Source organism: Caulobacter sp. GW821-FHT05F04, from assembly GCF_059419665.1.
The window spans coordinates 1-23,960 of record NZ_JBWKSF010000015.1 but is presented as its reverse complement, the minus strand read 5'-3'; the positions used below and the strand labels follow the sequence as shown (position 1 = coordinate 23,960).

General features: G+C 68.9%; 18 protein-coding genes and 1 pseudogene. 8 read left to right on the top strand and 11 right to left on the bottom strand.

What is annotated here, in order from left to right:
* Positions 1–109: 109 nt before the first annotated feature.
* Entirely contained in the window at positions 110–1,306 is a 1,197-nt protein-coding gene (locus tag AC07R7_RS25020; RefSeq protein WP_494637025.1) for a CaiB/BaiF CoA transferase family protein, read from the bottom strand.
* A gap of 123 nt (positions 1,307–1,429) precedes the next feature.
* Between AC07R7_RS25020 and AC07R7_RS25015 the strand changes: the two genes are divergently transcribed.
* Positions 1,430–2,056, top strand: coding sequence for a DUF4142 domain-containing protein (locus tag AC07R7_RS25015; RefSeq protein ID WP_492888739.1), 627 nt, complete (start codon positions 1,430–1,432; stop codon positions 2,054–2,056).
* A 3-nt stretch (positions 2,057–2,059) separates the two neighbouring features.
* Here the strand turns inward: AC07R7_RS25015 and AC07R7_RS25010 are convergent, their stop codons facing one another.
* The 3 genes from AC07R7_RS25010 to AC07R7_RS25000 are packed head-to-tail and all read right to left on the bottom strand — an operon-like array spanning position 2,060 to position 6,959.
* Complete coding sequence (locus AC07R7_RS25010; RefSeq protein ID WP_494637023.1) at positions 2,060–2,464, bottom strand: PaaI family thioesterase; 405 nt, start codon at positions 2,462–2,464, stop codon at positions 2,060–2,062.
* A 17-nt stretch (positions 2,465–2,481) separates the two neighbouring features.
* Positions 2,482–6,066, bottom strand: a complete 3,585-nt coding sequence (locus AC07R7_RS25005; protein WP_494637021.1) for a M1 family aminopeptidase — start codon at positions 6,064–6,066, stop codon at positions 2,482–2,484.
* A gap of 14 nt (positions 6,067–6,080) precedes the next feature.
* The gene (locus AC07R7_RS25000; RefSeq protein ID WP_492888736.1) at positions 6,081–6,959 is read right to left on the bottom strand and encodes an ABC transporter ATP-binding protein; all 879 of its coding nucleotides are present in this window, start codon (positions 6,957–6,959) and stop codon (positions 6,081–6,083) included.
* A 209-nt stretch (positions 6,960–7,168) separates the two neighbouring features.
* Here AC07R7_RS25000 and AC07R7_RS24995 point away from each other — a divergent pair, with 209 nt between their 5' ends.
* The 3 genes from AC07R7_RS24995 to AC07R7_RS24985 are packed head-to-tail and all read left to right on the top strand — an operon-like array spanning position 7,169 to position 9,127.
* Positions 7,169–7,849 carry a fumarylacetoacetate hydrolase family protein gene (locus tag AC07R7_RS24995; protein ID WP_494637019.1) on the top strand — a complete coding sequence of 227 codons (681 nt, stop codon included), beginning with the start codon at positions 7,169–7,171 and terminating at the stop codon, positions 7,847–7,849.
* Between the two features lie 12 nt (positions 7,850–7,861).
* The gene (maiA, locus tag AC07R7_RS24990) at positions 7,862–8,494 is read left to right on the top strand and encodes a maleylacetoacetate isomerase (RefSeq protein ID WP_494637017.1); all 633 of its coding nucleotides are present in this window, start codon (positions 7,862–7,864) and stop codon (positions 8,492–8,494) included.
* The gene (locus AC07R7_RS24985; protein ID WP_494637015.1) at positions 8,495–9,127 is read left to right on the top strand and encodes a carbonic anhydrase; all 633 of its coding nucleotides are present in this window, start codon (positions 8,495–8,497) and stop codon (positions 9,125–9,127) included. It begins immediately after the preceding gene.
* A 138-nt stretch (positions 9,128–9,265) separates the two neighbouring features.
* Here AC07R7_RS24985 and pbpC read toward each other — a convergent pair whose 3' ends face one another.
* Positions 9,266–11,332 (bottom strand): penicillin-binding protein 1C, encoded by a 2,067-nt coding sequence (gene pbpC / locus AC07R7_RS24980; protein WP_494637013.1) that lies wholly within the window; start codon positions 11,330–11,332, stop codon positions 9,266–9,268.
* Between pbpC and AC07R7_RS24975 the strand changes: the two genes are divergently transcribed.
* Positions 11,306–11,425, top strand: a complete 120-nt coding sequence (locus tag AC07R7_RS24975) for a hypothetical protein (RefSeq protein WP_494637076.1) — start codon at positions 11,306–11,308, stop codon at positions 11,423–11,425. The two genes, pbpC and AC07R7_RS24975, sit on opposite strands and share 27 nt — an antisense overlap.
* Positions 11,426–11,458: 33 nt before the next feature.
* Here AC07R7_RS24975 and AC07R7_RS24970 read toward each other — a convergent pair whose 3' ends face one another.
* The 3 genes from AC07R7_RS24970 to AC07R7_RS24960 all read right to left on the bottom strand — a co-directional run bounded on the left by AC07R7_RS24970 (position 11,459) and on the right by AC07R7_RS24960 (position 18,067).
* A complete protein-coding gene (locus AC07R7_RS24970; RefSeq protein ID WP_494637011.1) occupies positions 11,459–16,525 on the bottom strand; it encodes an alpha-2-macroglobulin family protein in 5,067 nt (1,688 codons plus the stop codon).
* Between the two features lie 155 nt (positions 16,526–16,680).
* On the bottom strand, positions 16,681–17,514 hold the full coding sequence (locus AC07R7_RS24965; RefSeq protein WP_494637009.1) for a carbonic anhydrase: 834 nt from the start codon (positions 17,512–17,514) through the stop codon (positions 16,681–16,683).
* A 79-nt stretch (positions 17,515–17,593) separates the two neighbouring features.
* Positions 17,594–18,067, bottom strand: coding sequence for an Lrp/AsnC family transcriptional regulator (locus tag AC07R7_RS24960; protein WP_492888730.1), 474 nt, complete (start codon positions 18,065–18,067; stop codon positions 17,594–17,596).
* A gap of 120 nt (positions 18,068–18,187) precedes the next feature.
* Between AC07R7_RS24960 and ald the strand changes: the two genes are divergently transcribed.
* Complete coding sequence (ald, locus tag AC07R7_RS24955) at positions 18,188–19,300, top strand: alanine dehydrogenase (RefSeq protein ID WP_494637007.1); 1,113 nt, start codon at positions 18,188–18,190, stop codon at positions 19,298–19,300.
* A gap of 150 nt (positions 19,301–19,450) precedes the next feature.
* Here ald and AC07R7_RS24950 read toward each other — a convergent pair whose 3' ends face one another.
* Together AC07R7_RS24950 and AC07R7_RS24945 are read right to left on the bottom strand one after the other, a co-directional pair.
* On the bottom strand, positions 19,451–20,155 hold the full coding sequence (locus tag AC07R7_RS24950) for a glycosyltransferase family protein (protein WP_494637005.1): 705 nt from the start codon (positions 20,153–20,155) through the stop codon (positions 19,451–19,453).
* Between the two features lie 165 nt (positions 20,156–20,320).
* Positions 20,321–21,199 (bottom strand): bifunctional regulator KidO, encoded by an 879-nt coding sequence (locus AC07R7_RS24945; protein ID WP_492888728.1) that lies wholly within the window; start codon positions 21,197–21,199, stop codon positions 20,321–20,323.
* Between AC07R7_RS24945 and AC07R7_RS24940 the strand changes: the two are divergent.
* A pseudogene (locus AC07R7_RS24940) lies at positions 21,192–22,285 on the top strand (XdhC family protein). The gene AC07R7_RS24945 and the pseudogene AC07R7_RS24940 sit on opposite strands and share 8 nt — an antisense overlap.
* Here the strand turns inward: AC07R7_RS24940 and AC07R7_RS24935 are convergent.
* The gene (locus AC07R7_RS24935) at positions 22,282–23,037 is read right to left on the bottom strand and encodes a creatininase family protein (RefSeq protein ID WP_494637003.1); all 756 of its coding nucleotides are present in this window, start codon (positions 23,035–23,037) and stop codon (positions 22,282–22,284) included. The pseudogene AC07R7_RS24940 and the gene AC07R7_RS24935 overlap by 4 nt on opposite strands.
* Positions 23,038–23,169: 132 nt before the next feature.
* Here AC07R7_RS24935 and AC07R7_RS24930 point away from each other — a divergent pair.
* The coding region (locus AC07R7_RS24930; protein ID WP_494637001.1) for an AMP-binding protein at positions 23,170–23,960 on the top strand (791 nt) is incomplete at its 3' end.

Below are 23,960 nucleotides of genomic sequence, written 5' to 3'. Positions count from 1 at the left end.
TCAGCGGGACCGACACCTCGTCCTTCGACAAGCTCAGGATGAGGTTTCTTACTGAACCGCCCCGAAAATAGTCCTCACCCTGAGCCTGTCGAAGGGCGAGGAGGGGCCCTCAGATCACGCCCCGCTTCCGCAGCCCCTGCACCGCCTCGGCGCTCATTCCGGCCACCTGCGTCAACACCGCCTCCGTATGCTCGCCCAGCGTCGGCCCGGTCCAGCGCACCCCGCCCGGCGTCTCCGTCAGCTTCGGGAAGGCGTTCTGCATCTTGATCTGGCCGAACACCGGGTGCGGCGTGGTGACGATCGACTCCCGCGCCGAGAACTGCGGATCGGCGATCATGTCGGGCGCGCGGTAGATCCGGCCGGTGGCCAGGCCCGCGGCCTCCAGCTTGGGCAGCAGGTCGTCGATCTCCTGGTCGGCCGTCCAGGCGGCGATGCGGGCGTCGAGTTCGGCTTGGTGCGCGCCACGCGCGGCATGGTCGCGGTAGCGGACATCGTCGGCCAGATCCGGCCGGCCCATCAGGTCGCAGAGCCGCCTGAACAGGGTGTCCTGGTTGGCGCCGATCAGGACCAGCTCGCCGCTCTTGGTCGGATAGACGTTCGACGGCGCGATGCCGGGCAGCACCGCCCCCGAGCGCTCGCGGACATAGCCGGTCAGGTCGTATTCGGTGATCAGGTTCTCCATCACCGTCAGCACGCTCTCATAGATCGCCACGTCGACCACCTGACCCTTGCCGGTGTGCTGGCGGGCGTGCAGGGCCATCATCACGCCGAGCGCGGCGTTCAGGCCCGACAGGCTGTCGCCGATCGAGATCCCGGCGCGCGCGGGCGGCCGGTCGGGTTCGCCGGTGATGTGGCGCAAGCCCCCCATGGCCTCGCCGACCAGGGCGTAGCCGGCGCGGCTGGCATAGGGCCCCGTCTGGCCGAAGCCCGACACCCGCGCCATGACCAGGCCCGGATTGGTCTTCGCCAGCGCCTCATAGCCCATCCCCCACTTCTCGAGGGTGCCGGGGCGGAAATTCTCGACCACCACGTCGGCCTTGGCGATCAGGGCGCGGGCGATGTTCCGGCCTTCGTCCGTACGCAGATCGACGGTGACGGATTTCTTGTTGCGGCCGATCACCGGCCACCAGGGCGACAGGCCCTGAGGCTTGGAGCGCCCCCATTGGCGCATCGGGTCGCCGACCTTGGGATCCTCCAGCTTGATGACCTCGGCGCCGAAGTCGCCCAGCACCTGACCGCAGAACGGCCCGGCGATCAGCGAGCCCATCTCGATCACCCGCAATCCGGCTAGCGGACCCTGCGTCATGCCATTCTCCCCCGCCTTCGCCGGAACCGTTCACGGCCCCGTGAGGTTTTGTTGTTCACACGACGCCGCACGCGTCGCCTGTCCACGAACCTCTAAGAAAAACGCACAGGGAAAGACAGAGCCATGAACCGTCATATCATGTTCGGCGCCGCCGCCATCGCCGCCCTCAGCTTGGCCGCCTGCGGCCAGAAGGCCGAAGAAACCAAGGGCGCCGCCACCCCGGCCGAACAGGCCGCGACCCCGGACGCCAACCCCGCCGCCACCGTCCCGACCCCGGCGGACGAGACCAAGGCCGACGTCTTCGCCATGAAGGCCGCCGATAGCGACATGTTCGAGATCGCCGCCGCCAAGCTGGCCGCCACGCGCTCGACCAATCCTTCGGTGAAGAAGTTCGCCGCCGCGATGGAAAAGGCCCACATGGCCACCAGCGCCGAGCTGAAGTCGGCCATCGCCGCCTCGGGCGCGGCCATCACCCTGCCGACCGTCCTGTCGGAAGACGCTCAGGGCAAGATCGACGACCTGACCAAGGCCGACGCCAAGGACTTCGACAAGAAGTACGCCGACGGCCAGGTCGACGCCCACCAGGCGGCTCTGAACCTGCTGCAGCGCTACGCCCAGGACGGTGACACCGCCGCCATCAAGGCCTTCGCCGCCGCCACGGCCCCGAAGGTCCAGGAGCACCTGAACATGGCCGAGGGCCTGAAGAAGGGCTTCGACACGGGCGAAGACGTCGCCAAGGCCCGTCAGTAACGCTTAGGGAATGGCGTAGGCGACCGTCGCCTTGGCGGCGGCTCGCTCGCGCCCTTCCGTCCACATCAGGACATCGGCCGTCGCGATGCGGCGGCCGAGCTTGAGCAGGGTCCCCTCGGCGTAGAGATCGCCAGGCTGGCAACCCCTCAGAAAATGAATGTTGAGCGAGGTGGTCACCGCCATGGCCACCTCGCCGATGTGCGCCAGGACCAGGGCATAGGCCGCCGTGTCCGCCAGCGTCATCAGGGTCGGTCCCGAGATCACCCCGCCCGGCCGCAACTGCCGGGTCTGATAGGGCAGCTTCAACAATACCCGTCCCGGCTCGGCCTCCAGCACGGAGGGCATGTGGTCGGGATCCGTCTCCGGAAAGGCGGACCGCAGGAACGCGTTCAGCGGGCCCGCGTCCATCCGGATCGCCGGCCCGCTCACCCGCCGACCTTGACCGTATTGTCGTCGCCGTTCCGGTCGATCACCGTGTTGTACGGATCGACGCCCGCGAACGTCGGCGCCCCGGCGGTCGTGAAGGTGAAGGTCTGGACGCCCGAGCGGATCGGCCGGCGCTCATAGAGCACCACGTTCCTGGCGTCGAAGCCCTTGTCGCCCGGCTTGGCGGTGAACAGGCCGATATCCATGGTCTCGTTCAGCGCGGCGTTGGTCTCCTTGCCCTTGCCGTCGGCGTATTTCTTCTGGGCGTCGACCGTGATGGTGACGTCGAACCTGCCGTCCGCCCGCTTCTTCACCGTCGCGCTCTTGGTCTTCAGGTCGTAGAGCGTGATCTTCTCGAACAGGTCGGTGATCAGGGCCTGCTTGTCGGCCGGGGCCTCGGCGCGCAGGGCGGTCAGGAAGTCGGTGGTGATCGGATAGGGCGCGCCCTTGAAGGCGTGGTCGGCGATCAGCTTGCGCAGGGCGCGGTTGACCGTCTCCTCGCCGATCTGGTCCTGCAGCCGGTACATGACCAGCGAGCCCTTGCGGTAATAGACATAGGGCTGGTTCTCGACCTTGTAGAGCGGCTGCTCGTCGATCACGTCGCCGCCCCGCGCGCGCAGATAGCTGTCCAGCTCGAACTTCAGGAACTTGCGGATCTGCGGCTCGCCATAGGTGTGCTTCATGACCATCAGGGCCGAGTACTGGGCGAAGGTCTCCGACAGCATCGCCCCGCCCTGCTGGTCGGCGCCGATCACCTGGTGGGCCCACCATTGGTGGCCGATCTCGTGGGCTCCGACATAGGTGACCATGTCGATCTTGGTCGGGTCGCGATAGTCGGAGATGAAGAACATCCCCTCCGACCACGGAATGGTGTTGGCGAACGACTGAGCGAACTGGGCGTAGTCCGGGAACTCCTGGAAGCGCAGCTGCCGGAACTGATACGGGCTGAAGTTGGTCCCCATATAGTCCAGCGACCGCTTCATCGCGGTCTTCATGCGCTCGATGTTCCAGGGGTGCTGGGCGTCGTAATAGACCGCCAGCTTCACGCCCTTGTAGCTCTCCTCGGCGACCTGATAGCGGGCCGACTGGATGGAGACGAACGGCATGATCGGCGCCTCTGTGACGAAGCGGGCGATGCGGCGGCCGTTCCTGACCGTGTCCGAAACCTTGTAGCCCGGCGCGATCGGGGTCTGGTCGGCCTCGGTGGTGACGGTGATGTCCGAGGTGATGAAGTCGGCGTCCTTGCGCAGGCCGTTGAACTGGCGGGACGGAACGTCGCCCAGCTTGGCCATGCGGCGCTCGGGCGGCAGGCCGTACTTGCGGCGCTTGGCGCGGTCCTGCAGCAGGCCGTCGCGGGCCATGCCCAGGATCGGCGCGATCTCCAGGTTGTTGACGAAGGTCCCGTTGTCGACGACCCGGCTTTCCTGGTCGCTGTTGGGGAAGCCCCGCTGCGAGCGCAGGGTGATGAAGCTCATCTTGCGCCGCTCGCCCGGCTGCATCGGCGTGTCGAAGGCGAAGATGCGGTAGTTGAAGCGCTCGAAGGTCTTCTTGGGTCGCGCGCCCTCGATCGACAGGCCCTTGACCGCCAGGTCACGGTCGAAGCGGACGTGGATCTCCCTCAGCGGCGCGCCCGTCTTGTTCTCGATGACGTACGAGCCCTTGGTTTCAAGGCTGGGTTCGTGCGGCTTTAGATCGACGTCGAGGGTCATGGCGACGATCTTGGGCTGCGGCGTGTTTTCGAACGGCAGCAGGGTCTTTTCGTAGTCGGCCTGCCACTTCTCGTTGTCGATCTTGGTCCGGTAGTCGTTCCAGACATTGGTGTTGACGTAGATGAACGCGCCCAGGCCGACGAAGGCGACCAGGGCGCCGCCGATCAGGAGGCCCGCGACGCCGCGCAGGCGCAGCGGCAGTCGGCGCAGACGCGGCAACAGGCGGCTCTCGGTCCCGCGCCGCCACAGGCCATAGGCCAGCACCAGCAGCACCACCGCGAAGGCCGTCCAGTAGGCCCGCAGCCACCAGGCCCCGATCCAGAACTTGCCCAGGCCGTTCATGTCCGAGAACGGCGTGTCGGTGGTCGAGCCGTAGTTGTAGAGCTTGTGCTCGAAGCCCAGGTTCACGAAGGTGATCGTGGTGACCAGATAGATCACCATCAGGCCCCAGCCGACGAATTTGTGCGGGCTGATCGCCTGCAGGAACACCGCCAGCACGGCCAGCAGGATCCAGTCCACCGCCTGCGGCAGCACGTACCAGATCAGGTACTTGTCGAGCTCCAGCTTGAAATAGCCGTGGAAGATCTGGCTGAGGATGGCGGCGAGCACGCTGACCAGCAGGGTCGAGACCAGGACGAGGCTGATGGCCAGGGTCTTGGGCGCCACGAAGGCCCAGTCGGGCACGGGGGTGGCGTCGATGATCTCGTGAGTCTTGCGCTCGCGCTCGCGCCAGACCAGCTCGCCGGAATAGTAGATGGCGATGATCATCGGGATCAGACCGAACGAGCCCAGAAGCGGGCTCAACAGCACGCGGGTGACCGGATAGATCACCCCGCCATAGCGGCCGGCGTCGGTGGCGAACCACAGGGCGCCCATGGCGTTGGCCAGCCCCAGGAACAGCAGCACGAAATAGGCCGGGCTCTTGAACACCTGGCCCATGTCCAGGCGCGTGCGGACCACAAGTTGGGCCCAGGCCGTGGCGCGGTCGAATTTCGGTTGCGGCAGCGGACCAGCGATCAGAACCGGCGCGGCCTTGTCCTCGGCCTTGCCCTTCTTGACCTTGGCTTGCCCCGAAAGATCGGCCGACTGAAAGCGGAACAGGCTGTAGGCCAGCGTCAGGAAGCCGGCCGACAGCACGACCGCCAGTGCGCGGTTGAACAGCAGCGCCCCGGCCAATGGCGGGATCACGGTGTTGCGCTCGCTGGCGGTCCAGTACTTGGTCGCCAGGCCGTAGGCCGCGGTGCCCATCGGCTCCCAGTAGGCGGCGATCTTCTCGAACTCGGGCTTGTCCAGCGCGATGTTGGCGATGATCCACAGCACCATGAAGGCGACCACGCCGACATAGGTCCACATCATCGAGCGGGTGATCGTGGCCAGGGCGAAGAACAACGCCGAGGTCAGCAGGATCGACGGCAGGGCCAGGGCGAAATAGGAAAACAGGTAGGCGTGCAGGTCATTCGGGCCCAGGCGCTCGGGGTCGATCCACGGCATGAACGAGCCGATGAAGATCGCCAGCGGCACGGCCAGGAACGAGATCGCCGCCGCCAGGAAGGCCCCGGTGAACCGGCCGTACAGATAGTCGAACTTGCGGATCCGCGTGGAGCGCAGGATCGGCCCGAAGCCCGTCTCGTCGTCGCGCACCACCACGTTGGCCACGAAGGCCGTGGTCACGAACATGTAGAAGATCGACAGGATCAGGTGGGTCTGGGCGATCGCGAACGGGGCGTTCTTGTGGATGTTGCCGCCGCCGCCGATGCGGATCTGGTCGATCGTCGCCGCCCCGAAGGTCAGCAGGAAGAAGATGACCGCCACCACCCAGAAGACGGGCGACTTCAGCTGGTAGCGGAGTTCGAAGCCCGCGATCTTGCGAAACATGCCGTCGCTCCCCGTCAGGCCGCCCGCCGGGTGGTCGAGAGGGTGGAGAAGTAGACGTCCTCCAGCCCGCCCTCGACCGGCGTGAAGCCATTGCCGGGATTATCGTCCGACAGGATGTGGATGACCGTGCGGCCGGCTAACAGGCGCGTGGAGATGACCTTGTACTGGGCCTTGGCGGCCTCCAACTCGGTCTTGTCGATCAGCTTCTTCCAGATCCGGCCCTTCAGCTGGCCGACCAGGTCCATCGGCGCGCCTTCGCGCACGATGCGGCCGTCGCAGATGATGGCCATGGCCGGGCAGAGATCCGAGACGTCCTCGACGATGTGGGTCGACAGGATCACCACCACGTTCTCGCCGATCTCGGCCAGCAGGTTCAGGAAGCGGTTGCGCTCCTCGGGGTCGAGGCCCGCCGTGGGTTCGTCGACGATGATCAGGCGCGGATCGCCGATCAGGGCCTGAGCGATGCCGAAGCGCTGGCGCATCCCGCCCGAGAAGCCGGCGATGGCCTTCTTGCGCACGTTCCACAGATTGACCTGGTTCAGCAGGTTTTCGACGGTTTCCTTGCGATCCTTGGCGTTGGCGATGCCCTTCAGCACCGCCATATGGTCGAGCATGTCGTAGGCCGAGACCCGCGGATAGACGCCGAAATCCTGCGGCAGGTAGCCCAGCGTCTTGCGCAGTTCCTCGGGGGTCTTCAGCACGTCGATGTCGCCGAAGCGGATATGGCCCGAGGTCGGGGCCTGCAAGGTGGCGATGGTGCGCATCAGGGTCGACTTGCCGGCGCCGTTCGGGCCCAGCAGGCCGTACATGCCGCGCGGGATCGTCAGGCTGACCTCGTCCAGGGCCCGCGTGCCGTTGCCGTAGACATGGGTCAGGTTCTCGATGATCAGCATGAACAGCCCCCAGATAAAAAACGCGCCCACTACCCCATGGCCGACATGACTCGACGGCGACGATCGGGGCAAGTGAAAGAACGTTTAAGCCAAGGGTTCAACCGCGGGATTTCTAAACAGCGACCACTTTGCGGCTCTTGGGGTTCGCCGGCGCTGTTTGAACCGCACGGGGGTTTTGGGCGGCGGCTTTTGGGTCTAAACGAAGCGCCATGACGACCTACGCCTTTCCCCCGCACGCCATTCCGACGGTCCCGGTGGAGGGATCGAACGCGGTCTTCCCGGTCCGCCGGATCCTCTGCGTGGGGCGCAACTACGCCGCTCACGCCCGTGAGATGGGCGCCGACACCCGAGATCCGCCGTTCTTCTTCAGCAAGCCCGCCGACGCGGTGGCGCCGCTGAAGGGCGAGATCGCCTATCCGCCGGCGACCAGCGACCTGCATCACGAGATCGAACTGGTCGTGGCCCTGAAGAGCGGCGGCGCGAACCTGACGCCCGATCAAGCGCTTGAGGCCGTGTTCGGCTACGCGGTCGGCGTCGACCTGACCCGCCGCGACCTGCAAGGCGCGGCCAAGGCCAAGGGTCATCCCTGGGAGGCCGGCAAGGCCTTCGACGAAAGCGCGCCGATCACCGCCATCCGCGTGATGGACGCCCCGCCGCCCGAGGCCGCCGTCACCCTGTCGGTCAACGGCCAGGAACGCCAGCGTGGCGAGGTCGGCGACATGATCTGGAACGTCGCCGAGGTCATCGCCAAGGCCAGCGAACTCTGGACCCTGGCGGCCGGCGACCTGATCTTCACCGGCACCCCCGAAGGCGTCGGCGCCATCGCCCGCGGCGACAAGGTCGTCGGCGAGGTCGAAGGCGTCGGACGTCTTGAGTTCACGCTCGTCTAGGAGAACGCTTCGATGAAGCTGGTCCTGCACAGCGCCAAGCGCGCCAGCGCGCCCTATCGGGTGCGCATCGGCCTTAACCTCAAGGGCCTTCCCTACGAGCTGCGCCCCGTCGACCTGGTGGCCAACGCCCATCACGAGGCCAGCTATCGCGCGCTCAACGCCCAGGCCCTGGTGCCCACGCTCGAGGTCGATGGCCGGCCGCTGACCCAGAGCCTGGCCATCCTGGAATGGCTGGACGAGGTCTCGCCCGAGCCCGCCCTGTTGCCGCACACCGCCTATGAACGGGCCATCGTGCGCGGCATGGCCGAGATCATCGCCTGCGACATCCATCCGCTGAACAATCTGCGCGTCCTGCGCCAGCTGACCGCGCTGGAGATCGGCGAGACCGACCGCAACGCCTGGGTCGCCCGCTGGATCAGCGACGGCTTCCGGGCCCTGGAGCCGATGGTCGCCGCGCATTCCGGCGGCTTCGCCTATGGCGACGCGCCGGGTCTGGTCGACTGTCTGCTGGTGCCGCAGGTGTTCAACGCCGGCCGGTTCAACGTCGACCTGTCGCCGTTCCCGGCGATCACCAACGCCGCCGCCCGCGCGGCCAGGCACCCGGCCATCGAAGCCGCCCACCCCGACCACCAACCGGAGCGCTAGATGCTTGAGGACCTGAAAGCCAACAACGCCGCCTGGTCGGAACGCAAGACCCAGGTCGATCCGGAGTTCTTCAAGCGCCTGGAAGGCCAGCAGAGCCCGGAATATCTCTGGATCGGCTGCAGCGACAGCCGCGTACCGGCCAACGAGATCGTCGGCCTGGATCCGGGCGAACTGTTCGTCCACCGCAACGTCGCCAACCTCGCCCCGCCGCAGGACGCCAACTACCTGTCCGTTCTGCAGTTCGCGGTCGAGGTGCTGAAGGTCAAGCATGTCATGGTCGTGGGCCACTATGGCTGCGGCGGCGTGGCGGCGGCCATCGACGGCCAGCGCCGGGGCCTGGTCGACCACTGGCTGCACCCGATCCGCGAGATCCACGCCGAGCACAAGCACGAACTGGAAGCGATCCCCGAGCAGCGCGCCATGCTCGACCGCCTGACCGAGCTGAACGTCGCCCGCCAGGTCCGCAACGTGGCCGCCGACGTCTTCGTCCAGGACGCCTGGGCGCGCGGCCAGGACCTGTCGGTGCACGGCTGGGTCTATTCGTTGCACGACGGCCTGGTGAACGATCTCAACATCGGCATCAGCAGCCTGGCGGACTACGAGCGGATGATGGCGAACTCTAACCGCCCGTAGAATCTAACTCAAAACGGACATCTCATACTTGTCATCCCGGCCGCAGCGAAGCGGAGAGCCGGGACCCAGGGGCGACCGCACTGGGCTTGACCCCTGGGTCCCGGACAGCGCTACGCGCTTCCGGGATGACAGGAATAGCTATTTGATCCGCACCCGCGCCTGGGCCTTGCGCCCTTGCGCGTCGACCACCGACAGCTTGTAGAAGCCCGGCGCGGCCGGCCTCCAGATCGCGCGGCCGCTGACCGGATCCAGGCCCAGCGGCCGGCCTTCCACGTACCAGGTCAGGCCCTCGCCCTCGGCGGCCAGCACCAGGCCCCGCCCCCGGGCGCCCAGGGCGTCGACCTGCACCGACGCGCCGTCGGGCGGGAAGATCAGGCGCGGGCCTTCGTCGGCGGCGCGCAGTTTCTGCAAGGCCAGCGGCGCCAGCTTCGGCGCGATCGGGCGCGGCGCCGAGGACTGGGTTCCGATGGCGTCGGCGACATCGAACAGCAGCGGCAGGGCCGCGTCGCGCCCCGTCAGACCCCCGCGCGCGCCGCCGTCGGCCCGGCCCGTCCAGACCAGGATCGCATAGCCGCCGACCACCCCGGCCGCCACCGCGTCGCGGAAGCCGTACGAGGTGCCGGTCTTGAACGCCATCGACGGCCCGCCGCGCGTCAGGGCCGAGGGCGCGCGGCCGCGCGGCGCCGGGGCTTCGCGGAGAATATCGAGCACCTGCCGCGCCGCCTCGGGGCGGACCAGGCGCGTTCCCACCGAGCGCTCGCGCTCCTTGGCGTCCTCTTCCGTCCAGGCCAGCGGCTTGGCGATCCCGCCGTCGCCCAGCGCGGCATAGAGCATGACGAGGTCGCGCCAGGTGATGCCTTCGCCGCCCAGCGCCAGGGCGAGGCCGGCTTCCTTCAGCTGCGCCTTAGGCCGCGCCAGGTGCGCGCCGGCGGCCTCGATGCGGCCGGCGAAGGCCTCGGGACCCAGCTTCTCCAGGGTGGCGACGGCCGGCACGTTCAGCGAGTGAGCCAGGGCCTCGCGCACCGTGACCTTGTCGTGGAACACCCGGTCGAAGTTCTCGGGCTGGTAGTCGGCGAAGCGGGTGGCGTTGTCCTGCAGCTGGGTGTCGGGCGCGACCAGACCGTCGTCCATGGCCATGGCGTAGATAAACGGCTTCAGGGCCGAGCCCGGCGAACGCAGGGCGCGGGTCATGTCGACCCACCCTCCCGCCCGGTCGCGGCCGGCGGAACCGACAGCGGCGCGGACGGCGCGGTTCTTGATCTCGACCACCAGGATGGCGGCGGTGGCGTCGGGGCCCTGAGTGCCCGCCACGGCGGCGGCCATGGGCTCCAGCCGCGACTGCAGGTCGGCGTCCAGGGTCGAGACCACGCTGGCCTGACCTTGCGGAGCATCGCGGGCCAGCTCGCCCGCCGCGTGCCAGGCCAGGGTCGGGAACGGCGCGCGGCGGGGCAGCGGCTCGTTCTCGGCCTCGAAGGCGGCCGCCTCCGTGATCGTGCGGGAACGAATGAGCTTGTCGAGCACCGCGCGCCGGGCGGCCTTGGCGGCGTCGGGACGACGGTCGGGACGACGGGCCTCGGGCGACTGCGGCAGGGCGATCAGCAGGGCCTGCTCGCCGTCGGTCAGGCTGGACGGCTCGTGGCCGAAATAGCTGAGGCTGGCCGCCCGCGCCCCTTCCAGATTACCGCCATAGGGCGCCAGGGTCAGATACAGCGCCAGGATCTCGCGCTTCGACAGTCGCGACTCCAGCTGCACGGCGCGGACCATCTCGATCAGCTTCGAGCCGAGATTGCGCGGGCGCGGCTCCAGCAGGCGCGCGGTCTGCATGGTCAGGGTCGAGGCGCCGGAGCTGACCCGGCCATGGATCACCGCCGAGCCGATGGCGCGGACCAGCGACAGCGGATCGACGCCCAGATGCCACCAGAACCGCGCGTCCTCGGTGCGGATCAGGCGCTTCTGGAAGGTCGGGTCGGTGCGCGAGAGATCGGCGCGGATCCGCCAGCGGCCATCCTCGACCGGCAGGGCCCGCAGCCAGGCGCCGCGACGATCCAGGGTGACCGGCGAGGAATGCTTGGCGCGGGTCATGTCCGGCGGGAACGCGGCGCTGAGGGCGGCGAGGATGATCTCGGCGGCGAGCACGCCGACGAGGACCTTGGTCAGGCGGGGAACGCGTTTCGCCTCATCCCCCAAAAATCCAAACCTTGTCATCCCGGCCGCAGCGCAGCGGAGAGCCGGGCCCCAGGAGCGACCGCGCTGCGTCGGCCCCTGGGTCCCGGGCCGGCCTGCGGCCGCCCGGGATGACAAGGATAGCTACGCGTCACCAAAGCTCGGCCCCTACTGCCCCGGCGCGATCGTCGCGCGCGAGGCTTCCGACCGCGCGTTCACCGCCGGGCGGTACATGTCCTTGGCCACGGCGCCGGGCAGGAAGAAGCTCCCCGGCGTCACGGCCCGGGTCACATAGGCCAGGGCGAAGCTCTTGTTCCCTTCCAGGTCCAGCGCGGCGATGAACCGGTCGTCGCGGCTTTCCTGGACGTCGGCGGCGGTCAGCTCGCCGAGGAACTTGAACGGACCGTTCTGGGCGTCGTCGGCGCCCAGCGTCGTCTCGATCTCGAAACCGGCCGGCAGGGCGTCGTCGACCACCAGGGCGGTCGAGCGGGCCTGCATCGAGCGTCCGGAGACCAGCACGATGATCCGGTCGCCCTGGCGGATGGTCGCCGGATCGATCGCGCCGCCGCCCATCGACAGCAGGCGCTTGGACACCGACAGACCGCTGGCCGAGGCGCCCGGGGCCGAGACCGGCGTGCCGCGCACGCTGACCGTCCGCCACAGGGCGCCCTTGCCGGCGTTGACGAAGTGGGCGTCGGCCAGCTTGCCCACCGCCCAGCGCGGCGCGCCGCCGGCCGGGGGCAGCGGGTTGGCGCCCGTCGCGTTGATCGAGATCGGACCCGAGGTCTGGATCAGGGCGTTGGCCGCGTGCAGCAGCGCCGCCTGTTCCTGGGTGTTCAGGGCGTCCGGATCCTTGCTGACGTTCTCCAGCCGGCCTTGCAGCTGGCGGGCGACGTCCATCATGCCGGACTCGGCGGCCAGGGCGGTCAGCACGGCCGTGTCGCGCAGCGGCGTCTGGTACCAGTCCTGCTCGTCCTTGTAGCCCAGGCTCGACACCGCCTGACGCATGGCCGAGCGGGCGCGGGCGTTGTCGCCCATCCGGGCCAGGCCGGCGGCGACATAGGCCTTGGCGATCGGCTGGGCCTCGTCCTTCATCTGCACGTCATGCCACCAGCGCAGGCGGGCGAGATCGCCCTTGCCGGCCTTGGCCATCACATAGAGGGCGTAGGCAGAGGCGCGGCGGCGCATGCGTTCGGTCGCCTTCTTCGAGGCGTCCTCGTTGCTGGCCCACCAGCCCGGATATTCCATGCGATAGGCGACCGACGAGAAGCCCTCGGGACGGCTGACCTGGCGCATGGCGCCGACCGCCTTGTCGATGGCGTTGTCGGGCACGGCGACGCCCTGCGCCTTCGCCTCCAGCAGGAAGTCGACGACATAGGCGCCGAGCCACGGATCAGCCTCGCCGTCGCCGACCCGCCACAGGCCGAAAGCGCCGTCCAGGGTCTGGCGATCCAGCAGCTTGCCCACCGCGCCTGCGAGAGCCGCCGGCGTGCGCTTCAGCTTCGGATCGGTCGAGAAGGTCTGGGCGTAGAGCAGCGGATAGGCGGTCGAGACCAGCTGCTCGGTGCAGCCGTACGGATAGCGTTGCAGCGCCACCGCGATCGCCGAGGGATCGAAGCCCCGGATCGGCGAGTAGCTGACCTGCAGCGTCACGTCGCCCGCCGCCAGGCCCGACAGCAGCTGGTACGAGGGCGTGTAGCTCTCGCCCGGCTTCTGAACCTCGGTGGTGGTGCGCACGATGTCGCCCCAGCCGAGACGGGTCTGGATCGGGTAGTCCTTCTGGGTCGCGAAGCCCGGGCCGGCGACCTTGAAGCCGATCTTGCCGATGCCCGTCACATCGGGCGCCAGGAAGGGGATCTTCTCGGCGATGCGCTGGCCCAGGATCAGCTGGAACACCTTCTTGAAGGCCACCTTCAGCCCGTTGGTCGAGAAGGCCTCGGCCGTATAGGCGCCCGGCTTGCCCTCGACATTGTGCAGCTCCAGCGTGGCGTAGGCCTGGTCGCCCGGGGCCAGGAAGCGCGGCAGGTTCAGGTCGGCCACCACCGGCTGGCGCACGGTCAGCGGCTTGGAGGCCGAGCCGACGGCCGTGTCGGTCCAGGCCACGGCCTGGATGCGCAGCTCGCCGTTGAAGTCGGCGGCCGGCAGCTTGATCACCGCCTTGCCGTCGAGACCGGTCTCCACGATCCCGGACCACAGGGCCACGGTCTTGATCGGCGTGGTGGTCAGACCCTCGCCGCCGACCTCGTCGCCGCCGAAGTTCACATTGGCCGGCGCGCCCAGGTTGGGGTCGAGCAGGCGGCCGTAGTCGTCGCGATAGTTCAGGGTCAGGGCGCGCTTGCCGAAGTACCACTTCACCGGATCGGGACTGTCCTGGTGGGTCAGGCGCAGGATGCCTTCATCCACCGCGGCGATGGTGACCTTAGCCTTCTGCCCAAAGCCCAGGCCGCTCACCTTCACCGGAATCTCGACCGGCGCCTTGCTGTCGATCTTGCTCGGCGTGCCGAGGTCGACCGTCAGCTTGCGGTTCTTGGGATCGATCGGGACATAGACCAGGCCCAGGGCGCGGCGCGGCTTGGGCGAGGCGACCGGGTCGCGCGGCTGGATGACGCTGACCATCACATAGGCCCCGCCGCCCCAGGCGGCCGAGGTCTTCAGGCGCACGGTCGCCCCCTTTTCGCCGACGCTGACGGTCTTGAGATCGATCAGGCGATCGGTGGCGACCGCGATCTGCGCTTCCCCGGCATAGGGCGGCTTCAGCGTGATCTCGACCGTATCGCCCTGGGCGTAGGTCTGGGTTCCGGCGGACACGCGGACCACGTCCGGCGCCTCGCCTTCACGGGCCGGAGCGCCCCAGCCCGCCGAGAAGCGGGTGACGGTCCTGGCGCCGTCCGCGCCCTCGACCTCGAGGCGGTAATCGCCCCAGCCGAGACGGCGGGTGAACTTGGCCGGCGAACCGGCGCCAATATTGACCTGCGCCTTGGCCACGATGGCGTCGCGGCTGCTGCGCCGCCACTGCCAGCGGCCGTTCTGCTGGAACCAGTCATAGTCCCAGCGCTCGGCCACCAGGGTGTAGGTCGCGGTCGCGCCGATGCGCTGGCCGGCGGCGTTGACGGCGATGATATCGAGGCTGACGGGCGGATCGCCCTTGCCGGCCTCGCCCTGGTCGACCTTGACGCCGTAATAGATCGCCTTCGGACGCACCTTCAGCTCCAGCCCCTCGCGGACCGGACGGCCGCCGGGCTCGAACACCGAGGCGGTGACCGAGGCGACCAACGGCTGGGCGGTGTCGCCGGCGTCGGTGGTGGACACCGACAGGATCGCGTGGCCTTCGCCGTCGGTGACGGTCGAGCCGAGATCCAGATACTTCTCGTCGAACGGCTTCCCCTGGTCGCCCCATTCGAAGCCCTTGTAGGCCGGGAACGGGTCGGTATCGGCGCGCAGGCGGGCCTCGCCCTGGGTCTGCAGACCCGCGCCCGGCGCGCCGTAGAGGAAGCGGGCCGAGACGTCGACCTTGCGGGCCTCGCCGGCGCCGAGGGCGACGGAGTCCTGACCCGTGGCGGTGACCGCCAGGCGCTGCGGCGCGAAGTCCTCGACCGAGAAGCTCAAGCTGCCGGTCGCCTCCTCGATGCCCTCGATATGCAGCTCGGCGGTCCAGCGGCCGCGCGGGGCCGATCGCGGCAGAGCGATATCGGCCAGCACGGCGCCGGCATTGGCCTGGCCGAACGGATAGCGCTTGAACTCGACGCCCGACGGCCGCTTGACGAGGATCTCGCCCTTGCGGTCGCTGACCGCTTTCGCCATCCGGTCGCGGACCATGGCCGTCAGGTGGACGGTCTCGCCGGGCCGGTAGATGCCGCGGTCGGCATAGAGATAGCCGTCGATATCGGCCGCCACGCTGCGTCCGTCGACGCCGCCCTCGGTGCGGCCGCCCACGCCCTGCTTGGACAGGTCGACCGGCGAGCGGTCCAGATCCAGCACGGCCAGGTCGCCTTGCGGGCCATAGGCCATGACCATCTTGGCGCGCTCGGCGCCCTGGCCCTTCAGCAGCGGGCGCAGGAAGCGGACGCGGCCGTCGGCGTCGCTCTTGGCCTCGGCCAGCGGCTCGCCGTCGGCGGCGACCAGATTGACGTTCACGCCCGACAGGGTCTTGGCGCTCTTCAGCGAGCGGACCACGACGTCCAGGCTCTCCGAGCCGTCATAGGCGAGCATGGCCATGTCGGTGAACACGATCCAGCGGCGGGCCTGGGCCGGGTTGTTCTCGCTGTCGTCCGGATCGCGGCCCCCCGAGGCGTCGCGCGCCTTGATGACATAGGCGCCGGCCTTCATCTCCTTCAGCACCGCGCCCAGCGGGAAGACGGTGGTGGCCTTCTGGCCGGTCGCGCCGCCGGTGACCTGCACCACGCCCTTCCAGACCCGGCGGCCGTCGTCGCCCACGGCGTCCTCGCCATAGTCGCCAGCCCAGTCGCCCTCGCCGGTCGGATCCGGAGCGGTGATCGACTTGCGGACCAGGTTGCGGTCCGGCACGCGCCAGACCTCGATGGCCAGGGCCTGGACGTTGATCGTCTCGATGCCGACGCCGTCGGACTCCTCGCGCGGCAGGATCACGCCGTCGCCGGCGAAGCCGACATAAGGAGGCTTCTCGCCGAACGTGAAGTCGACGTCGGCATTGGCGGCGAGCGTCTCGCCGCCCTTGGCGGGCAGGCCCTTGAGCAGGGTGATTCGGTGGTCGGTGAAACCGACGCCGCCCAGGCACAGCTCGTCGCCCTTGACCCGCACCGAGGGCTGGCGGCCGAGGTCCGGTGAGACCAGCACGAAGTCGGCATAGGACTTGGACGGATCCAGATCCTTGCTCATGCGGATACAGGCCAGCGGATCGGGACCGCTACTGTCGACCCGGGTCTGCCAGACCGCGAAACCGTCGGGCTTGGGGATGCCGCGACGCGGCGCGTTGGCGCCGCGCGGCTTGCCGAACAGCGACCAGGCCTCGCCCTTGACCGCCGTCGCGCCGGCCGGCTTGCCGCCGCCGAAGAACAGACCGCCCTTGCCGACCGCGAAGCCGCCGCCGAAACCGAGGATCAGCGACCCGGCGACGGCGATCGCCACCGGGCCCTTCAGCGCGGCGGGCCAGCGTTCCGACACGGTTCGACGAAAGCCGTCCCAGCGATCGCGCCAGGCGTTTTGCCGGGGACCTTGGATGTCGGGACCGCCTTCCGGCGGCGTCTCGTCCGTCGACATCCGTTGTCTCCCACTGATTTGCGCTTGGTTCAGGCGAATTGAACCTAAGCGCGATCAGGGGTCAACGGCGGTCGAATGACAGTGTCACGACCAATGCTCAAGCTTGCGGGCGATTGCTCAGCGTCACTCGCCCCGCCAAAGCGGCGACGCTCGCTTTAAGCGTCGAACGCCACCACGCCCGTGGAGAGGTCGTAGCAGGCCGAGACGACCTTCAGCCGCCCCTCCTCGATCCGCTCGGCCAGGACGCCGTCGGCGACCTTCAGGCGGCCGGCGATGTCGCGGACATTGCGGCGGATGGCGGCGTCCTGCAGGTCGGCCGGATGGGTTTCGTCGGCCTCGAGCACGGCCGGGATGATCGGCAGCACCATCTCGTACAGCGCCCCGTGCAGGTCGGCGTGCTTCTTGGCGACGTCGACCGCCGCGCCGACCGCGCCGCACTTGGTGTGGCCCAGCACGACGATCAGCGGCGCGCCCAGGTGCTCGACGGCGTAGACGATCGAGCCCAGCCCCTCGCGGCCGACGGTCGAGCCGGCCACGCGGACGACGAACAGCTCGCCCAGATTGCAGTCGAAGATCAGTTCCGGCGCGGCGCGGCTGTCGGCGCAGCCGATCACCACCGCGAACGGCTTCTGGCCCTTGGACAGCTCGGCCACGCGCGCCAGGGTCGGCAGGATCAGATTGGCGCCGCCGCGGGCGAAGATGGCGTTACCGTGCTTCAGGCGGCCCAGCGCCTCGTCGGGCGCGACCTCTTGTCCGGGCTCGGCGTGCCCGGCCGGGGCGTGAGCGGGCTCGGCCTCCAGCGGCTTGACGCTGGCCATGGCCTTGTCGAGCGCGGCCTTGTCGCTGGCCTGGTGCTTCAGGGCGCTGGAGGTCCGGCGGCCCTTCTTGCTCAGCAGACTGGGATGGGCCGGGCCGTCACCTTCGGCGAAAGCCAGGGCCGGCGCGGCCAGGCCCGCCAGGGCGCCCAGTAGAAGTCGTCTCGAAACCATTTCGTCCCCCGACGCGGTTTGATGTCGGCGAGGAACTTAGCCGGTCGAAGTTAACCGGGATTAACAGCAGTCCGAAACTTCACAGCGGCAGTTCGACGCGCTTAACGACAGTGCGCATGGCGATACTGCTGCTGACGCGCACCACGCCGGGGATTCGGGTCAGCTCCTGGGCGTGGACCCGCTCCAGGTCGTCGACGTCTCGGACCACCAGGCGCAGCAGGTAGTCCGAGCCGCCGGTCATCAGGTAGCACTCGGCCACCTCGCGCACATTGGCGATGGCCTTCTCGAAGGCGCTCAGCGCGGCTTCCGCCTGCGACGACAGGGTCACCGTCACGAAGACGCTGAGCGGCAGGCCCACGGCCCGCTCGTCGATCACCGCCGCATAACGCCCGATGACCCCCGCCTCCTCCAGCGCCCGCACGCGACGCAGGCACGCGGACTCGGAAAGATTCACCGCCTCACCCATTTCCACATAGCTGGCGCGGCCCCGCCGTTGCAGCAGGCGGAGAAGCTTCCGGTCGAAGCTGTCGAGGTTGACGGGAGGTTTCTTCACCTGAACATACCCTTCACGCAGGATTCCTGCATACCACGGTTCTAGTTGCATGAAATCCCCAGGGAACCTGCGGGCCGCGAGGCGTAAACCGGCGTCAAATCGCTTTTGGAGGAAAGCACCATGCGCGTAGGCGTCCCTTCCGAGATCAAGCCGGGCGAACACCGGGTGGGCCTGACCCCCACGGCCGTCCGTGAATATGTCGGCCACGGCCACACCGTCCTCGTCCAGTCGGGCGCGGGCCTGGGCGCCGGCTATGCCGACGACGTGTATGTGAAGGCCGGCGCGACCATCGCCCCGGACGCCGCCGCCGTCTTCGCCGGCGCGGACATGATCGTTAAGGTCAAGGAACCGCAGAAGGTCGAGTGGGAAAAGCTCGAGCCGCGCCACATCCTCTTCACCTACCTGCACCTGGCGCCCGATCCGGCCCAGACCGAAGGCCTGCTGAAGAGCGGTTGCGCGGCCATCGCCTATGAGACCGTCACCGACGCGCGAGGCGGCCTGCCGCTGCTGGCCCCGATGTCGGAAGTGGCCGGCCGGATCGCCGTGTTCTCGGCGGCCGAGACCCTGCTGAAGCACAATGGCGGCATGGGCCTGCTGCTCTGCGGCGTTCCCGGCGTGCCCCCGGCCCGCGTGGTCGTGCTGGGCGGCGGCGTGGTCGGCAGCAACGCCGCCCGCATGGCCGCCGGTCTGGGCGCCGAGGTCGTGGTGCTGGAACGCTCGATCCCGCGCATGCGCGAGCTGGACGACCTGTATCAGGGCCGCATCCTGACCCGCTATTCGACCTTCGCCGCCGTCGAGGACGAGATCCTCAAGGCCGACGTGATCATCGGCGCGGTGCTCACCGCCGGCGCGGCCGCGCCGAAACTGGTGCGTCGCGAGCACCTGAAGCAGATGAAGCCGGGCTCGGTGCTGGTCGACGTCTCGATCGATCAGGGCGGCTGCTTCGAGACCAGCAGGCCGACCACCCATGCCGAACCGACCTACACCGTCGACGGCGTCGTCCACTACTGCGTGGCCAACATGCCGGGCGCGGCGCCGCGCACCTCGTCGGAAGCCCTGGGCAACGCCACCCTGCCGTTCGGCCTGGCCCTGGCCGACAAGGGCCTGGACGCCCTGAAGACCAACATCCACTTGGCGCGCGGCCTGAACGTCCTGAACGGCGAGCTGACCCACCCGGCCGTGGCCGAGGCGCTGGGCAAGACCTCGGTCGATCCCTACGGGGCCTGGAAGTAGGCCAAACCCCAACTCCGATCTTCCCGGCGAAGGCCGGGACCCAGATCGTAAGGCTGTGAGGCGCATGCAAAGACGCCCGCGATCCTCTCCGGACCGCGGGCGCTCTTGCATCTGGGGCCCCGGCTTTCGCCGGAGAGAACGGAATTTAAGTCACGCCGCGAAGCGCGCGATGTCCAGGCGGCTCTCGACCATGTCCAGCACGTCGGTCATCCGGAAGTCCGGGTCGACCGGGTGCAGGGCGTCGTAGACCGAGCGCGCGAAGGCCAGGTCGGCGGCGGTCTTGACCCGCCAGTCCAGGCGTGACCAGTCGCGCGGGGCCTTCAGATGGGCCTGGCTCCAGCGCTGGGGCTGCTCGCGGATGGCGGCGGTCGGCGAGATGCGGGCCGTCGGGTCGCGCTCCTCGGCGGCGGCGGCCCGCAGCGCGCTGGCCGTGATCACCTCGACCTCAAGACCGGCCGGGAAGGTGCGATGCACGCGGTTGGACGTGTAGTCGGCGCCGCTGGACAGGGCCATGCGCACGGCGTCGTCGATGATCCCCGGGTCCATGAACGGCGCGTCGCCCTTCAGGCGGACCACGTGGCTGACCGCGCTGATCGCCTCGGCGCAGCGAGCGATACTGGCCAGAATGTCGGCGCCGGTTCCGCGATGGACGGTATGGCCGCGCGAGACCAGGAAGCCGGCCAGGGCGTCGTCGACCGTCTCGTTGCTGGTCGCCACGATGATCTTGGACAGGCAGCGGGCGCCGCGCAGGCGCTCCAACTGGCGCACGATCATCGGCTCGCCCCGCAGGGTGGCCATCGACTTGCCCGGCAGTCGGGACGAACCCATGCGGGCCTGAAGCACGGCGAGGATCATGACGCGTCTCCCTTCGTTGGGATCAAGCTAGAGCATACTCATAAAACTCAAGTGAATCAGAAGCTTACACGACCTTAATCGACAAGCTTAATTGTCGCTGAAGAGGCGTGCGAACAGGCGGCCTATCCAGCCGTCGTCACTGTCGCAGCTGATTCCAGGTGTGGATCAGGCGACCCAACGTCGCGGGTCGAGCGCGACGGGATCGTCGATCGCCATCTCGTCCCAGTCGAGGTCCGGCGGCGGGCTGGAGGCCGCGGCGACCACGGCCGACAGCTCGGCGGCCGAGTTGACGCCGACCAGCACGGCCGAGCCTTCCGGACGCGACAGGGCGAAGCCCAGGGCGGCCTGGAGCGGATCCGAGCGGCCCTCGGCGATCATCCGGCGCACGCGCGACAGGCGGCCCGAGGCGCCTTTCAGCTGGGCCGGAACGCGATCGGGCGGCAGGAACAGCAGGCCATTCAGGAAGATCGAGCGCAGGTGGACCTCGACGCCCATGCCGGCGATGCGTTGCAGCGAGCCATCGGCCAGCAGGCGCTGGTCGAGCAGGCTGGCCGGAGCCTGCAGGATATCGGGCTTGAAGCGACGGGCGACGCCGACCGGGTCGTCCGTGGCGTGGGCGGCGATGCCGATCTTGGCGAACAGGCCCTGGTCCTTGAGGCGCAGCAGCCGATCCCAGAGGGCCGCGCCGTGCGCGCCGAACAGTTCCGAGGGCGAGTGGACGACGATCGAATCGGCGCGCTCGACGCCGATTCGGCGCAGGGCGGCGCGAGCCTCGGTCTCGACATGGTCGGGCCCGCGATCGGCGCGGGCCGTGGCCAGGCAGACGCGGAAGGGCACCGGGCGCGGGATCAGGTCGCCCAGCAGGGTCTCGGCGCGGCCGAACAGGCCCGAGGCGTCGAGCACCGACAGGCGGGCGCGGGCGGCGATATTGAGAATGTCGCGCGCTTCGGCTTCGGGCGAGCGACCACGCGGCGCCGACGAGCTACCGCCGTCGAGGCCGAACTGGGCCGCAGCCAAACCGAGTTTTGAGACCGAAATGGACATCGCCATCCGTGCGCGAAAACATCAACAGACCGCGACGGTACGCGCCAAGGTTTGAACATCCGGTTTCTGGAACCTTGCCGAGGGGTTAAAGTCACCCCGATGACGACTGACCGCTCAGACGACGCCAATGCCGACCCATGGCCCATGCACGGCATGGCCGACGACGCCCGTCCCGCCTTGGCGGCGGCGCTTTGCCGAGGGCCGGCGGCCCTGGCCACCATCATCGCCCTGGGCGACGGCGGACCCCGTCCGGTCGGCGCCCAGATGGTGTTCGGCGAAAATATTCTTTCGGGTTTTTTGTCGGGCGGCTGCATAGAGGCCGATGTCGAGGTCCATGCGCGGGCCTGCCTGGCCGACGGCCAACCGCGGCGCCTCGTCTATGGCGAAGGCAGCCCCTGGCCGGACATCCGCCTGCTGTGCGGCGCGCGGATCGAGATCCTGGTCGAGAAGATCGAGCCCGACGACCCGGCCGCCCGGACCTTGCTGGACCTGGCCGAGGCCCGCGCGCCCGCCTTCTGGATCACCGACGGCGCGCGACGGCTGTGCGTCGAGGAGCCGCAGGCCCCGTGGCCCGGCGCCTTCGAGCGCGCCTACGATCCCCCGCCGCGCCTGGTGGTGCTGGGCGGCGACCCGACCGCGCTGGCGGTGGCGAGCCTGGGCGCGCAGTCGGGTTTCGAGACCCATCTGGTGCGCCCCAAGGGTCCGGCCTCGCCGCCGCCCCTGCCGAACGTCGCCTATCGCCGTGAGGCCGCAGACGAGGCCCTGGCCGCGATCGGCCTCGACGCCTGGACGGCCGTCGCCGTCTGCGGCCACGACCTGGAGATCGACCACGCCGCCTTGATGGCGGCCCTGCCCTCGCCCGCGCCCTATGTCGGCCTGCTGGGCGCGCGGCGGCGACTGCCGGAGCGGATCGCGCGGCTGAGAGCCTCTGGCCTGAGCGATCGCGATCTGGCCAAGCTGCGCGCCCCGATCGGTCTGGACCTGGGCGGCAAGGCCCCGTTCGAGGTCGCGGTGGCGGTGATCGGCGAGATCATGGCCACACGCCACGGCCAGCCGGCCTTGGCGCGACGGGCGGTTGAGGCCTAGGCCGGCGCTTTCTCGGCCCCGAACGCGGCGATGTCCTCGAGCAGGGCGTTGGCCGCCATGTCGACCAGTTCGCCGCCCTTTTCGGGGGTGGCCTGGGCCGGGTCGGAACCCATGCGGCCGTCGGCGTAGCGGGCGCGGAAGTCCAGGGCTTCGCGGATCGGACCGCTCGGCGCGATCTTCGGCTCATAGGCCGTCGCCTTGATCGTCTCCGGATACGCCCATTGGGTCACGGCGATCTCGGAGGGGGTCGCGTGCGAACCGTGACCAACGGGGAATTGACGGTTGGCCAGGGCGTTGACGCCGGCCAGGTCCCACCAGTTCTTCAGCTTCAGGGCGAACGGCGCGCGTTGCTGGCGGAAGCTGTAGTCGGCGTAGATCTCCGAGAAGGCCGCCTCGATCGAGGCGACGTTGCCGCCGTGGCCGTTCAGGAAATAGATCCGCGTGAAGCCGTGCGCGCCCAGCGACCGCACCCAGTCGCCGATCGCGGCGATGAAGGTCGACGGCCGCAGGAAGATGGTGCCCGGAAAGGCCAGGTGGTGCTGGGCCATGCCGATGTTGAAGGTCGGCGCCACCAGAATCCTGTCGCCCGCCCGCTTGCTGGCCTCGTGGGCGATGATCTCCGGGCACAGCCAGTCGGTGCCGAGAAGCCCCGTCGGCCCGTGCTGCTCGTTGGAGCCGATCGGCACCACCACGCTCGTGCTGGTCTTCAGGCGGGTCTCGATCTCGGACCAGGTGGATAGGGCGAGCAGCATGGGCAGAACTCCTGGGATACGCCTCTCAATTGGACCTCGCCCCGCTTCGGCGCAAGAAACCGCGGAGGTCTTCTTGCGCCTAGCGCCGCCCTGCGCATAACTCCGCCGCAACGACAAAAGGGAGTAGGCGGCGTGAGCGACGGACAGGTTTTCCCGGTTTCCGAGGAACTGGCGCGGGGCGCCCATATCGACGCGGCCGCCTATGAGGCCGCGCTGGCCCGGGTCGAGGCCGATCCGGAAGGCTACTGGCGTGACATCGCCGCCCGGCTGGACTGGATCAAGGCCCCGACCCAGATCAAGGACGTCTCGTTCGACAAGGACGACTTCCGCATCCGCTGGTACGAGGACGGGGTGCTGAACGTCAGCGCCAACTGCCTGGATCGCCACCTGCCAGCCCGCAAGGACGACATCGCCCTGATCTTCGAGGGCGACGAGCCGGGGACCTCCGACACCCTGACCTATGGCCAGCTGCACGAGGAGGTTTGCCGCATGGCCAACGTCCTCAAGGTCCAGGGCGTCCAGAAGGGCGACCGGGTGACGATCTACCTGCCGATGATCCCGATCGCGGCGGTGGCCATGCTGGCCTGCGCGCGGATCGGCGCGGTCCATTCGGTGGTGTTCGGCGGCTTCTCCCCCGACAGCATCGCCGGCCGCATCCAGGACTGCGCCTCCCACTTCGTGATCACCGCCGACGAGGGCAAGCGCGGCGGCAAGCGCATTCCGCTGAAGGCCAATATCGACGAGGCGCTCAAGCACTGCCCCTGGGTGGGCAAGGTGCTGATGGTCCGCTGGACCGGCGCCGACGTGCCCCTGGTCAAGAACCGCGACATCGTCTGGCAGGACGTGCGCGAGGCGGTGTCGACCGACTGCCCGCCCGAGCCGATGCACGCCGAGGATCCGCTGTTCATCCTCTACACCTCGGG

What these genes read in the sequence shown, in the direction of transcription:
- AC07R7_RS25020 (WP_494637025.1), bottom strand. Translation starts at nt 1,306, where the DNA reads ATGACGCAGGGTCCGCTAGCCGGATTGCGGGTGATCGAGATGGGCTCG.
- AC07R7_RS25015 (WP_492888739.1), top strand. Translation starts at nt 1,430, where the DNA reads ATGAACCGTCATATCATGTTCGGCGCCGCCGCCATCGCCGCCCTCAGC.
- AC07R7_RS25010 (WP_494637023.1), bottom strand. Translation starts at nt 2,464, where the DNA reads ATGGACGCGGGCCCGCTGAACGCGTTCCTGCGGTCCGCCTTTCCGGAG.
- AC07R7_RS25005 (WP_494637021.1), bottom strand. Translation starts at nt 6,066, where the DNA reads ATGTTTCGCAAGATCGCGGGCTTCGAACTCCGCTACCAGCTGAAGTCG.
- AC07R7_RS25000 (WP_492888736.1), bottom strand. Translation starts at nt 6,959, where the DNA reads ATGCTGATCATCGAGAACCTGACCCATGTCTACGGCAACGGCACGCGG.
- AC07R7_RS24995 (WP_494637019.1), top strand. Translation starts at nt 7,169, where the DNA reads ATGACGACCTACGCCTTTCCCCCGCACGCCATTCCGACGGTCCCGGTG.
- maiA (WP_494637017.1), top strand. Translation starts at nt 7,862, where the DNA reads ATGAAGCTGGTCCTGCACAGCGCCAAGCGCGCCAGCGCGCCCTATCGG.
- AC07R7_RS24985 (WP_494637015.1), top strand. Translation starts at nt 8,495, where the DNA reads ATGCTTGAGGACCTGAAAGCCAACAACGCCGCCTGGTCGGAACGCAAG.
- pbpC (WP_494637013.1), bottom strand. Translation starts at nt 11,332, where the DNA reads ATGACAAGGTTTGGATTTTTGGGGGATGAGGCGAAACGCGTTCCCCGC.
- AC07R7_RS24970 (WP_494637011.1), bottom strand. Translation starts at nt 16,525, where the DNA reads ATGTCGACGGACGAGACGCCGCCGGAAGGCGGTCCCGACATCCAAGGT.
- AC07R7_RS24965 (WP_494637009.1), bottom strand. Translation starts at nt 17,514, where the DNA reads ATGGTTTCGAGACGACTTCTACTGGGCGCCCTGGCGGGCCTGGCCGCG.
- ald (WP_494637007.1), top strand. Translation starts at nt 18,188, where the DNA reads ATGCGCGTAGGCGTCCCTTCCGAGATCAAGCCGGGCGAACACCGGGTG.
- AC07R7_RS24950 (WP_494637005.1), bottom strand. Translation starts at nt 20,155, where the DNA reads ATGATCCTCGCCGTGCTTCAGGCCCGCATGGGTTCGTCCCGACTGCCG.
- AC07R7_RS24945 (WP_492888728.1), bottom strand. Translation starts at nt 21,199, where the DNA reads ATGTCCATTTCGGTCTCAAAACTCGGTTTGGCTGCGGCCCAGTTCGGC.
- AC07R7_RS24935 (WP_494637003.1), bottom strand. Translation starts at nt 23,037, where the DNA reads ATGCTGCTCGCCCTATCCACCTGGTCCGAGATCGAGACCCGCCTGAAG.